The 12866-nt window shown below is 47.5% G+C and carries 8 protein-coding genes, 10 tRNA genes and 2 rRNA genes; all 20 read left to right on the plus strand.

What is annotated here, in order from left to right; translation table 11 throughout:
* Positions 1-59: 59 nt before the first annotated feature.
* Positions 60-176, plus strand: a 5S ribosomal RNA gene (gene rrf, locus QNO02_RS00670).
* Between the two features lie 36 nt (positions 177-212).
* Positions 213-289 (plus strand) — tRNA-Ile (locus QNO02_RS00675).
* A 22-nt stretch (positions 290-311) separates the two neighbouring features.
* Positions 312-387: transfer RNA gene (locus tag QNO02_RS00680), tRNA-Ala, on the plus strand.
* Positions 388-527: 140 nt separating this feature from the next.
* Positions 528-3455: ribosomal RNA gene (locus QNO02_RS00685) — 23S ribosomal RNA — on the plus strand.
* Positions 3456-3536: 81 nt separating this feature from the next.
* Positions 3537-3628, plus strand: a tRNA-Ser gene (locus QNO02_RS00690).
* A gap of 43 nt (positions 3629-3671) precedes the next feature.
* Positions 3672-3748, plus strand: a tRNA-Met gene (locus tag QNO02_RS00695).
* Positions 3749-3757: 9 nt separating this feature from the next.
* A tRNA-Val gene (locus QNO02_RS00700) sits at positions 3758-3833 on the plus strand.
* Positions 3834-3838: 5 nt separating this feature from the next.
* Positions 3839-3914 (plus strand) — tRNA-Thr (locus tag QNO02_RS00705).
* A gap of 9 nt (positions 3915-3923) precedes the next feature.
* Positions 3924-4001: transfer RNA gene (locus QNO02_RS00710), tRNA-Asp, on the plus strand.
* A 21-nt stretch (positions 4002-4022) separates the two neighbouring features.
* Positions 4023-4095 (plus strand) — tRNA-Phe (locus QNO02_RS00715).
* Positions 4096-4107: 12 nt separating this feature from the next.
* Positions 4108-4193, plus strand: a tRNA-Tyr gene (locus tag QNO02_RS00720).
* A gap of 7 nt (positions 4194-4200) precedes the next feature.
* Positions 4201-4273, plus strand: a tRNA-Lys gene (locus QNO02_RS00725).
* A 143-nt stretch (positions 4274-4416) separates the two neighbouring features.
* Positions 4417-5610, plus strand: coding sequence for a PucR family transcriptional regulator (locus tag QNO02_RS00730; RefSeq protein WP_289390823.1), 1194 nt, complete (start codon positions 4417-4419; stop codon positions 5608-5610).
* A 103-nt stretch (positions 5611-5713) separates the two neighbouring features.
* Positions 5714-6838 (plus strand): ABC transporter ATP-binding protein, encoded by a 1125-nt coding sequence (locus QNO02_RS00735; protein ID WP_062837775.1) that lies wholly within the window; start codon positions 5714-5716, stop codon positions 6836-6838.
* 420 nt (positions 6839-7258) lie between these two features.
* Positions 7259-8197, plus strand: coding sequence for an HPr(Ser) kinase/phosphatase (hprK, locus tag QNO02_RS00740; protein WP_017691278.1), 939 nt, complete (start codon positions 7259-7261; stop codon positions 8195-8197).
* Positions 8198-8318: 121 nt separating this feature from the next.
* The gene (gene lgt / locus QNO02_RS00745) at positions 8319-9344 is read left to right on the plus strand and encodes a prolipoprotein diacylglyceryl transferase (protein WP_091038611.1); all 1026 of its coding nucleotides are present in this window, start codon (positions 8319-8321) and stop codon (positions 9342-9344) included.
* Between the two features lie 6 nt (positions 9345-9350).
* On the plus strand, positions 9351-10007 hold the full coding sequence (ppaX, locus tag QNO02_RS00750; RefSeq protein WP_091038612.1) for a pyrophosphatase PpaX: 657 nt from the start codon (positions 9351-9353) through the stop codon (positions 10005-10007).
* Positions 10004-10546: an acyltransferase gene (locus QNO02_RS00755; protein ID WP_036616162.1), complete on the plus strand. Its 543-nt coding sequence runs from the start codon at positions 10004-10006 to the stop codon at positions 10544-10546. The genes ppaX and QNO02_RS00755 overlap by 4 nt, the downstream gene beginning before the upstream one ends.
* Positions 10547-10935: 389 nt before the next feature.
* On the plus strand, positions 10936-12135 hold the full coding sequence (locus tag QNO02_RS00760; RefSeq protein ID WP_289390824.1) for an ATP phosphoribosyltransferase regulatory subunit: 1200 nt from the start codon (positions 10936-10938) through the stop codon (positions 12133-12135).
* 1 nt (position 12136) lies between these two features.
* Positions 12137-12796, plus strand: a complete 660-nt coding sequence (gene hisG / locus QNO02_RS00765; protein WP_249913702.1) for an ATP phosphoribosyltransferase — start codon at positions 12137-12139, stop codon at positions 12794-12796.
* Positions 12797-12866 lie beyond the last annotated feature (70 nt).

The following is a 12866-nucleotide window of genomic DNA, read 5'->3' on the forward strand; positions in this document are numbered from 1 at the left end:
AGCCAGGTCGGCTAGTTACTCACTCGTTGCTCAGTTTTGAGAGCTCAAACTCTCAAACGTTTGGTGGCGATAGCGAAGGGGTTCCACACGTTCCCATCCCGAACACGACCGTTAAGCCCTTCAGCGTCAATGGTACTTGGACCGCAGGGTCCTGGGAGAGTAGAACGCCGCCAAGCGTAACCCATTTTGGGTTCAAATAGTATATATATTGTGGGCCCTTAGCTCAGTTGGTTAGAGCGCACCTCTGATAAGGGTGAGGCCGGTGGTTCGAGTCCACCAGGGCCCACCATCTATACCTTTAAACTTTATATGGGGCCATAGCTCAGCTGGGAGAGCGCCTGCCTTGCAAGCAGGAGGTCAGCGGTTCGATCCCGCTTGGCTCCACCAAAAATGTTTTACAAGTTTGTTCTTTGAAAACTAGATATCGAAACGAAACAAACGCGAATTAGAACATTCCTTTTTAGCTGAACTTGTGCAAACAAGTTTCAATAAAAACGGTAGATTGCTATTGCTCATATTGAGCAATTGGTTAAGCTACTAAGAGCACACGGAGGATGCCTAGGCGCTAGGAGCCGATGAAGGACGTGGCGAACAACGAAACTGCCTCGGGGAGCTGTAAGCAAGCTTTGATCCGGGGGTGTCCGAATGGGGAAACCCAGCTGGGGTAATTTCCAGTTACTCATAACTGAATACATAGGTTATGTAGAGGCATACCAGGGGAACTGAAACATCTAAGTACCCTGAGGAAGAGAAAACAATAGTGATTCCGTCAGTAGCGGCGAGCGAACGCGGAGAAGCCCAAACCAAAGAGCTTGCTCTTTGGGGTTGTGGGACGTCTCACATGGAGTTACAAAGGAACCGGTTAAGCGAAGAGGTCTGGAAAGGCCCGCCAAAGAAGGTAAAAGCCCTGTAGTTGAAAGTCTGTTCCCTCCGAGACGGATCCCGAGTAGTGCGGGGCACGTGAAACCCCGTATGAATCCGGCAGGACCATCTGCCAAGGCTAAATACTTCCTAGCGACCGATAGTGAAGCAGTACCGTGAGGGAAAGGTGAAAAGCACCCCGGAAGGGGAGTGAAATAGAACCTGAAACCGTGTGCTTACAAAAAGTCAGAGCCCGTTTTAGGGGTGATGGCGTGCCTTTTGTAGAATGAACCGGCGAGTTACGTTCCCGTGCAAGGTTAAGGTGAAGAGCCGGAGCCGCAGCGAAAGCGAGTCTGAATAGGGCGATGTAGTACGTGGACGTAGACCCGAAACCGGGTGATCTACCCCTGTCCAGGGTGAAGGTGCGGTAACACGCACTGGAGGCCCGAACCCACGCATGTTGAAAAATGCGGGGATGAGGTGGGGGTAGCGGAGAAATTCCAATCGAACTCGGAGATAGCTGGTTCTCCCCGAAATAGCTTTAGGGCTAGCCTCGGAAAACAGAGTCGTGGAGGTAGAGCACTGATTGGGTGCGGGGCCCGCAAGGGTTACCAAGCTCAGTCAAACTCCGAATGCCATAGACTTACTTCCGGGAGTCAGACAGTGAGTGCTAAGATCCATTGTCAAAAGGGAAACAGCCCAGACCATCAGCTAAGGTCCCCAAGTGTGTGTTAAGTGGGAAAGGATGTGGAGTTGCACAGACAACCAGGATGTTGGCTTAGAAGCAGCCACCATTGAAAGAGTGCGTAATAGCTCACTGGTCGAGTGACTCTGCGCCGAAAATGTAACGGGGCTAAACACACCACCGAAGCTATGGCTTGATGCTTTGCATCAGGGGTAGGGGAGCGTTGTATAAGGGTTGAAGGTGTACCGTAAGGAGCGCTGGACATTATACAAGTGAGAATGCCGGTATGAGTAACGAAAAGATCAGTGAGAATCTGATCCGCCGAAAGCCTAAGGGTTCCTGAGGAAGGCTCGTCCGCTCAGGGTAAGTCGGGACCTAAGGCGAGGCCGAAAGGCGTAGTCGAAGGACAACAGGTCGAAATTCCTGTACCACCGTAAGCCGTTATGAGCAATGGGGGGACGCAGTAGGGTAGTGACGCGGACTGATGGATGTCCGTCTAAGCAGTAAGGCTGATGTGTAGGCAAATCCGCACATTGTAAGGCTGAGCTGTGATGGGGAGCGAAAATTGTAGTAGCGAAGGTCATGATCTCACACTGCCAAGAAAAGCCTCTAGCCAGGTGAAGGTGCCCGTACCGCAAACCGACACAGGTAGGCGAGAAGAGTATTCTAAGGCGCGCGGAAGAACTCTCGTTAAGGAACTCGGCAAAATGACCCCGTAACTTCGGGAGAAGGGGTGCCCCGGTAGTGTGAATAGCACGAGGGGGCCGCAGTGAAAAGGCCCAAGCGACTGTTTAGCAAAAACACAGGTCTGTGCGAAGCCGTAAGGCGAAGTATACGGGCTGACGCCTGCCCGGTGCTGGAAGGTTAAGGGGAGTGGTTAGGGAGCAATCCCGAAGCTGTGAACCGAAGCCCCAGTAAACGGCGGCCGTAACTATAACGGTCCTAAGGTAGCGAAATTCCTTGTCAGGTAAATTCTGACCCGCACGAATGGCGTAACGACTTGGGCGCTGTCTCAACGAGAGATCCGGTGAAATTTTAATACCTGTGAAGATGCAGGTTACCCGCGACAAGACGGAAAGACCCCATGGAGCTTTACTGCAGCTTGATATTGAATTTGGGTACGATCTGTACAGGATAGGTGGGAGCCTTTGAAACGTGAGCGCCAGCTTGCGTGGAGGCAACGTTGGGATACCACCCTGATCGTATCTAGGTTCTAACCTGGTACCGTAATCCGGTGCGGGGACAGTGTCAGGTGGGCAGTTTGACTGGGGCGGTCGCCTCCTAAAGAGTAACGGAGGCGCCCAAAGGTTCCCTCAGAATGGTTGGAAATCATTCGAAGAGTGCAAAGGCATAAGGGAGCTTGACTGCGAGACCTACAAGTCGAGCAGGGACGAAAGTCGGGCTTAGTGATCCGGTGGTACCGCATGGAAGGGCCATCGCTCAACGGATAAAAGCTACCCTGGGGATAACAGGCTTATCTCCCCCAAGAGTCCACATCGACGGGGAGGTTTGGCACCTCGATGTCGGCTCATCGCATCCTGGGGCTGAAGTAGGTCCCAAGGGTTGGGCTGTTCGCCCATTAAAGCGGTACGCGAGCTGGGTTCAGAACGTCGTGAGACAGTTCGGTCCCTATCTGTCGTGGGCGTAGGAAATTTGAGAGGAGCTGTCCTTAGTACGAGAGGACCGGGATGGACGTACCGCTGGTGTACCAGTTGTTCCGCCAGGAGCACCGCTGGGTAGCTATGTACGGACGGGATAAACGCTGAAAGCATCTAAGCGTGAAGCCCCCCTCAAGATGAGATTTCCCAGTATGTAAGACCCCTTGAAGACGACGAGGTAGATAGGCTGGGGGTGGAAGTGCAGCAATGCATGGAGCTGACCAGTACTAATCGGTCGAGGGCTTATCCAATAGCAAGTTGTAATTCGCATGTTTCGTTTCGAATCTAGTTTTCAGGGAGCAATCCTTGAATGATGTTGATGATTGTTATTTGGAGAGATACCCAAGTGGCTATAAGGGGACCCTCTGCTAAGGGGTTAGACTGCGTAAGCGGTGCGAGGGTTCGAATCCCTCTCTCTCCGCCATCTTTAGGTAAAGATGGACAAGCAATCAAGACACAATTAATATGGCGGTGTAGCTCAGCTGGCTAGAGCGTACGGTTCATACCCGTAAGGTCGGGGGTTCGATCCCCTCCGCCGCTACCATATTACCCAGGAGGCTTAGCTCAGCTGGGAGAGCATCTGCCTTACAAGCAGAGGGTCGGGGGTTCGATCCCCTCAGCCTCCACCATATACGCCGGTGTAGCTCAACTGGTAGAGCAACTGACTTGTAATCAGTAGGTTGGGGGTTCAAGTCCTCTCGCCGGCACCATTAATGCCTGGAACCGTGGTGTAGTTGGCCTAACATGCCTGCCTGTCACGCAGGAGATCGCGGGTTCGAATCCCGTCGGTTCCGCCATTAATCCTAAAAATTAAATATGGCTCGGTAGCTCAGTCGGTAGAGCAGAGGACTGAAAATCCTCGTGTCGGCGGTTCGATTCCGTCCCGAGCCACCTTTAATCCCTGGAGGATTAGCGAAGTGGCCAAACGCATCAGACTGTAAATCTGCTCCCGTACGGGTTCGGTGGTTCGAATCCATCATCCTCCACCAGTTTTATGAGTCATTAGCTCAGTTGGTAGAGCACCTGACTTTTAATCAGGGTGTCGAAGGTTCGAGCCCTTCATGACTCATCTTTAAGAAAAGAGTGATTAATCATTAATTTGATTAGTCGCTCTTTTTTGTTATGTGATTTTAGCTCAATATGGATATTTATTAATGCTGGGCAAGATATGATAAACTAATAGAAAACATGCAGAGTGGTGACGTTCATTATATGAAGCTCATACCTGATCTAAAACAGCAAATTGAAGTCATTATAGGCACAACTTTGGACGAATATGAAATTACAATAGAAGAATGGATGCAATCCGTTGCCAATCTGGTTGGTAATCATGAAAATTCAGAGACCGTTGGTCATAAAGGTGAGCGTCAGGAGGTATCTGATCAATCTGCAACTCCAATTTCATCCGATGTGATCAGTCTGAATACGGGAAAGCGTATATTTTTTAAGGTTCGGATGAATGAGCAAGAAGAGACTGTTGTGTGTTGGGGATGCCCTGCAAAATCAATTACCGTGGAAACACGACAATTGATTGAGCTTTTAATCCGTACTAACACGGCTCTACCCGATGAGGTACAACCTGTTGTATATGAGAATGATAGGGAGCAGTATTTGACTGAATTGGGTCTCTGGCTTAAAGAGCAGATCGAAGAACCAACCAAGCAGGAATCTGAAACGGTTCCTGATCGCTTTGTGGTGTCTGCAGGATTGAATGCTGAGAAAATTCTGTTTTTGCTGCAAGGGGATACACCGGATGCACATCGTTTACGATCCAAGGAACTCAACAAGTTGCTTGAGAGTTACTTTGGCGAGGAAATTGTCTTGATTCCTTTGGGGGAGCAAGAGTGGATTTTCATGGGTGATAAAGAAATTGTTACAGAAGAAGCCGAGGAAGATACAACGGAGGCCAAAAAGGATTCACTGAACGCTTTTTGTCTGGGGTTGCATGAATTGGTTGCCAGTGAGTGGGCTGGGGTGTTCCATCTGTCTGCATCTCTGCCATGTATTCCTGCACAACAACTTGTATCGGTCACAACTCTTCTTAGAGAAAGTGTTCACTTAGGGAGAGCATTCCATGTTACGCAGCATATTCATCTCCCATGGGATCTGCATCTGGAACGGTTGGTAGCGAGCATTCCAGATGATCAACGTATACGTTTTATAAAGGAAACTGGCAAAGACACGTTAATCTTCAATGACAGTGAGACACTTGCTACGCTGGAGACTTTTTTTAGCCTTGACTGTAATGTCAGCGAGACAGCGAAACGACTTTTCATTCATCGTAATACGTTGGTATACCGTCTGGATAAGATCAAACAGGAGATAGGCTATGATGTGAGGCACTTCGAAAGTGCTGTTCTAGTGCAGTTTTTACTACTAATGTACAAAGTGACGAAAAAGCATTGATATTTTTGTGCAGTTTGCGAATAGTCAAACCTCACGTTGATAGGGTATTATAAAAATACAAATTGTATTCGATTACAAAATGATCTCTGAGGAGGCAACAATCATGGCTGGAGTACGTTTAGAGCATATTTTCAAAAAATACCCGGGTTCTGATAAAGCAACTGTAGTTGACATTAACCTGGACATTAAAGATAAAGAATTTCTGGTACTGGTAGGTCCGTCCGGTTGTGGTAAATCAACAACACTTCGTATGATCGCAGGCCTTGAGGAAATTTCTGAAGGTAAACTCTATATCGGTGACCGTGTCGTTAATGATGTTGCACCTAAAGACCGCGATATCGCGATGGTATTCCAATCCTATGCCTTGTATCCGCATATGAGCGTATATCAAAACATGGCGTTTGGTTTGAAGTTGCGTAAGGTTAAAAAAGATGAGATCGACAAACGTGTACGTGAAGCAGCTAAAATCCTGGATATCGAGCATTTGCTTGAGCGTAAACCTAAGGCATTGTCCGGTGGTCAACGTCAACGTGTCGCTTTGGGACGTGCGATTGTCCGTGATCCACAAGTGTTCTTGATGGATGAGCCTCTCTCCAACTTGGATGCCAAACTGCGTGGTCAAATGCGTGCAGAGATCACTAAACTTGCGAAACGTTTGGAAACAACTGTTATCTACGTAACGCATGACCAGATCGAAGCTATGACGATGGGTGATCGGATCGTTGTTATGAAGGATGGTATCATCCAACAAGCAGCTTCTCCGGAAGAGTTGTATAACCTGCCGGCTAACCTGTTCGTAGCTGGTTTCATCGGTTCCCCGACAATGAACTTTATCTCGGGTAAACTTGCTGAGCAAGGTGCTAACCTGCACTTCGTAGCTCCAGGCGTGGACGTTGAAATCCCGCAAGGTAAAGCACAAGTGTTGAAATCTAGAGGATACATTGGCAAAGAAGTGATTCTGGGTGTTCGTCCAGAAGACATTCACGAAGAGCCAGTATTCCTGGAAGCATCCCCGAACTCCGTATTCTCTACACACGTAGATGTTACAGAGAACCTGGGTCACGAAATGCTCCTCTACTTGAGCGGTGTTGGTAACGATACAACAATCGCACGTGTAGACGGACGTTCTAACACTCGTGATGGTTCCACAGTTAAAATGGCCATCGACATGAACAAGGTTCATATCTTTGACAAAGAGACTGAAGTGAACGTACTTCTTCAAGACTAATATTACTGGGATTCCTCGGTGACGATGGAACCTGACAGTTAATGCAATTATACATTGTAATGAGAGCCCCTTCCGTTATTGCTGGAAGGGGCTTTTTTAAGATTATTGGAGCTATAAGTTTCGGCGGAGTTGAAGGATTAATAACCGCAAGAAAAACAGCCGCTAAACTACGAATGTAATATCCTAGAAGGTGCTTCGATCAGAAGACTTTTCTTACTATTGGTTGTCGGAGGCTGCGATTGCATTCATCCCGGAATTCATTTAAGATTATTTGAAGGTCTGTCTTCATATATTTGAGAGAATCGACTGTTGGAAGGGTATGCAGGTTGTACCCATGTTGTGAATACGCTAATAATGGAAATAACTGATACACGATCTGATGTACATAGAGGGACAGCTAATGCTGAAAGGAAGAGACAAATGGCGAAAAAAGTGAAAGTATCTGAACTCGTGCAGCAATTTCAGTTGGAGGTTGTTTCTGGATCTCACGGATTGAAAAGAGTCATTACGGTAGATGACCTGAACCGTCCTGGTTTGGAAATGGCCGGTTATTTTGAATACCATCCACAAGAACGGGTCCAGCTACTTGGAAGAACGGAGTTAGCTTTCTTTGCAATGTTACCTGAGCAAGAGCGGCGCGATCGTATGCAACGTCTTTGTACGGAAGAGACGCCTTGTATCGTTGTGACGCGTGGACTGGAAGTTCCGCAAGAGCTGATTGATATCAGTGAAGAACAGAATTTGGCTGTACTTCGCAGCAACATGGCTACAACGATTTTATCCAGCCGGATTACGGGATTCCTGGAAAAGAAATTGGCACCAACAGCAACCATTCACGGTGTACTTTGTGATGTCTATGGCGTAGGTATGCTGATCACAGGTAGTAGCGGTATTGGTAAGAGTGAAACAGCACTTGAACTGGTGAAACGTGGACACCGACTGATTGCCGATGATGCGGTAGAGATCCGCCAAACGTCAGATTTTCAGCTGCACGGTACTGCACCTGAATTGATCCGCCACTTGCTCGAGATTCGAGGTGTCGGTATTATCAACGTCATGACATTGTTCGGAGCTGGTGCGGTTCGGAATAACAAACGGATAACCTTGGTTGTACGTCTTGAAGCATGGCAGCAGGATAAACAATATGATCGTCTGGGTCTGGATGAAGAGACTACACGTATCATTGATACGGATGTACCTCTTGTTACGATTCCTGTTCGTCCGGGACGGAACTTGGCGGTTATTATTGAAGTGGCAGGTATGAACTATCGTCTGAAACAGATGGGTCTGAATGCTGCACTGCAATTCACTAACAAGCTGACAGCAACCATCTCGGAAGATATGGAAGACATGGATTAAGAAATATTTTATACAAGGAAATGAAGATAAATGGTTGACATGTACTGCTTCTCTTAAGGCGCAGTGTATGCCAACCATTCGTCATGCGTGCGATTGATTGAATAAATAGGAGTGTGAATGAATGGATACATTATTACTGTTGAACCCGATTGCGTTCTCTATTGGAGCGTTAAAGGTTCACTGGTACGGGCTTATTCTTGGTGCCGCGGCGCTTATAGGATTACTGCTCGTGATCCGGGAGGGCAAACGATACAATATTCCACAGGAAGTGTTCATGGACATGGTCCTGCTGGGTGTGCCTTCTGCCATCATTGGTGCCCGCATCTACTACGTCGCATTTAAGTGGGAAGATTATAAGGATAATTTCTGGGATGTCTTTAAAATATGGAATGGTGGTATTGCCATCTATGGTGCCCTTATTGGTGCAATCATCTGTGCAGTTATTTTCTTCCGTCGTAAAGGGTATAACTTCTGGCGTATGGCCGATATTTGTGCGCCTGGACTGCTCGTTGGACAGTTGATCGGACGCTGGGGGAACTTTGTGAACCAGGAAGCCTACGGCGGTCCTGTAGAAGAATCATTTTTGAGAGACAAGCTTCATCTGCCGGACTTTATTGTGAATCAAATGAACGTAGAAGGCGTATTCCACCATCCTGCATTTTTGTATGAATCGATGTGGAGTCTCGTTGGTCTGGTCTTGCTCTTGGTTCTGCGTCGTCAGAAGTTTCTGCGTTCAGGTGAACTGTTCATGTCTTATTTCATCTGGTACTCTATCGGTCGTTTCTTCATTGAAGCTCTACGTACGGACAGTCTTGGCTTCCAAGCTCCGCAATGGGTCGCTTCATTAGTGAACGGGCTGTGGTCTCCAATGACTGCAATGGGCTTTGAACAAGGATATCTGGATCCTGCTTATGGTAATGTAAGAATCTCGCAACTGCTCGCGATTGGTATCATTATTGTTGCTGTTGTATTCATTGTGGTGAGAAGAGTGACAGGTAAAGCAGATGTTCGTTATAGTGATCCGATTGTATCGTCCAAAGTTACCTCAGATGATATGGAGCATACGGGAACAGTTGCTGGCAAAGAGAATAAGGTAACACCTCCAGCCAAAGATGATCCAAAGCAAGTTGATGATAAAAAGGAGTAATGCAACATGATTGACACGGTATTGTTTGATCTGGACGGAACGATTATTGATACCAATGAGTTGATTATCAGCTCATTCCAGCATGTCATGGGGGGATGGGATCATTCAGCGCCATGGACACGTGAACAGATTATTCCACATATGGGTGGAACACTGGAGCAGCAGATGCGCACCTTCTCTGGCCAGGAGGAAGTCTCCGAGTACGTGAAAGGTTACCGTGCTTATAATGATATCCATCATGAAGCAATGGTTAGACCTTTTCCGCATGTTATTGAGGTAGTAGAGGCGCTGCATCAGGCTGGCATTGTGATGGGTGTAGTCACAACCAAAATTCGTCCATCTACACTAAAGGTACTAGAACGTTTTGACCTACTGAAATATATGAAGACGATTGTAACAGTGACCGATGTAACGAATCCGAAGCCACATGCTGAACCGGTACTGAAAGCCATGACGGAACTGGGTGCAGATCCTGCCAAAACGTTAATGGTGGGTGATAGTCCGGTGGATATCCAATCGGCACAGAATGCGGGCGCTCTATCGGCGGGGGTTGCATGGTCTCTTAAAGGAGAAACGATCCTGAACGGATATGGACCCGACCATATGTTGCATGACATGAGAGACTTGTTGAAACTCATCCGTATTGAAACGGGACGTTCATGAGAAAAGTAACCCGCTATCCGGTAGAGGACCAGAATGCACTTTGGCATATCTACAAGACAGTGAGTCCGTGGAAGGGCGTTCGTAATTTTATCTGGATCCAGTTGTCACGCTACTGTCCGATTCTATCGGTGAAGAACTGGATTTACCGCCGAATGCTCGGCATGAAGGTGGGAAAACACACGGCCTTTGGCCTGATGGTGATGGTGGATGTGTTTTTTCCGGAGAAAATAACGGTCGGCGAAAACTCGGTCATCGGTTACAACACAACGATTCTCGCTCATGAGTATCTCATTAAGGAGTACAGGCTCGGTGAGGTGATTATCGGGGAAAATGTACTGATTGGTGCTAACACAACGATTCTGCCCGGGGTAACCATAGGAGATGGAGCCGTTGTGGCTGCTGGAGCTGTCGTACATAAGGATGTTGCCCCAGGAGCTTTTGTTGGAGGTAATCCACTGCGTGATTTATCCCGTGCGGCAGCTTCTACGGAAGAGACTGTCTTTAACACGGATGATTCTTCTCAGGGTAGTGTGCATTAAGGCAATAAAGTAATGAATGAAGATGGTTGAAGTAAAAAGCTGCTTATGGCAGCTTTTTTCGTATATAAATACCGATTGGTGAGCGTAACGGTGTGTATATAAAACGATATGTCGATCCAAGGGCAATCAAGCTTGGGTATTGTTGACGGTAGTGCGGATTTCATGTTATCATATCCCATATCCTTTAGTTTGTTAGCACTTTACCATGTGAAAGCATTCTTGGAGAAATGAAGCATGATAAAGATTGAACTAAACCAATAGTTTGAAGGCTTATGCGATAATACTGTGATTCAAGTTTATAAGATAGAATGGGGATTTACACTACATAAATCCTGTTGAAATAGAACGAGTGCGACTCTTAAACTACTGACTCGGGGTGAATATTACCAATGTCCAAACCAAAAGGTTTTGAAAAACCGACCGGATTCCGCGACTATACACCACATGTAGTATCCAAGCTGCGGACGATTGAACGCAATGTACTGGAATGTATGGAACGCTGGGGTTACCGTCAGATCATCACACCAACGATTGAATACTACGACACGGTCGGTGTAGCAAGCTCTACATCAGATCGCAAATTATTTAAATTGCTAAACAGCCGGGGAACCACGCTGGTACTCAGATCGGATCTAACGGCTCCAATTGCACGCGTAGTTTCATCGATGCTTAAAGATGAGCAGTTGCCGCTGCGTCTGTCCTATCATGCGAGCGTATTTCGTTCCATTGAAGAGGAAGCTGGGCGTGAGGCTGAATTTTTCCAGACGGGCGTGGAGCTGGTTGGAGACGACTCACCTGAGGCGGATGCAGAAGTTGTTGCGCTTGCGATTGCCTCTTTGCAGGCAGCGGGCGTGTCTTCTTTTAAAATAGCGATGGGTCATATGGGATTCCTGAACGGATTACTGGAGGAAGTGATTCCAGGCCAGACAGCGGAGCAGGAGCAATTGAAGGAAGGGTTGCTCGGACGTGATTATGTCGGCTATCGTCAGTCGATTGAAGCATTGAATCTGGAGCCTAAGCTGAAAGAACAGCTTGAAGCGATCCTTCGTCTGCGCGGTGGTAAGGAAGTATGCACACATGCGGTAGAGCTAAGTTCAAGTGCTGAAGCAGCACAGTCGATTGCGCATCTGTGTGCGGTATTCGAAGTGTTGGAAGCGTACGGTGTATCCGAACATGTACTGATTGATCTGACGATGATCGGTGATTTCTCCTATTATACTGGCATGACCTTTGAAGGGTATGCAGCCGAACTAGGATCTCCGGTATGTAGCGGTGGACGGTATGATAATCTGTTACAACAGTTTGGTCGTTCATTGCCAGCTACAGGATTTGCTTTGAAAACGAACCGTATTATTGATGGTGTTCATGGCATTACCATTGAAGAGAAAAAACCGGTACTTATCCAATATACCCCGAAACGTCGGGCCGAGGCATTAACAGAAGCGGCAAGATTACGCAGTATGGGACAAAATGTAGTGACACTCCTTCTTCCTGAAGACGGGGCTGGGGCAAGTGCCGTATCGGTTGAAGCAAGAACCGCTCAGGCTGAGCAGGTTATTACTTACGGATCTGAAGAAGGAGGACGCTGAGATGTCGGATATTCTGAAGGTGGCCATGCCGAAGGGCCGAATCTATAAAAAAGCCTCCAAATTGTTTCGTGAAGCGGGGCTGGATATTCCAGAAGACGTGGATGATACACGCAGATTGGTCATCGAAGTACCGGAAGCGGGAATGGAATTCATTATGGCGAAGCCAGTAGATGTTCCAACATATGTGGAGTACGGTGTTGCCGATATCGGAATTGTTGGTAAAGACGTGCTGCTAGAGGAAAATCGGGACGTGTACGAACTGTTGAACCTGGGAATTGCCCAGTGCCGTATGTCTGTGATCGGACTTCCAGACTGGAAGCCAGGCATACAGCAACGTGTTGCGACGAAGTATCCAAGGATTGCTTCACAGTATTTCCGGGAGCAGGGGCAGCAGGTCGAGGTGATCAAGCTGAATGGTTCCATTGAGCTTGCGCCTTTGATTGGTCTGGCAGACCGGATCGTCGATCTGGTGGAAACAGGTCAGACACTGCGCGAGAACGGATTGGTGGAAATGACGGGTATTCTGGACATCACCAGCCGCCTTATCGCCAATCGGGTAAGTTATCGGATGAAAAATGCACGAATCCAGGCTTTGTGTGATGCACTTCAGCAGGTCATTCCGGTATCCAATGAAATTTCGGCGGGAAGCTTTCGGGGATAAATTAATGTTTTGGAAACATAGATGAGAAACATACAAAGCAGAAGCAAAAGTAAGAGTAAGAGACAAAATA

This window comes from Paenibacillus sp. PK1-4R (assembly GCF_030369595.1).
Taxonomy (GTDB): domain Bacteria; phylum Bacillota; class Bacilli; order Paenibacillales; family Paenibacillaceae; genus Paenibacillus.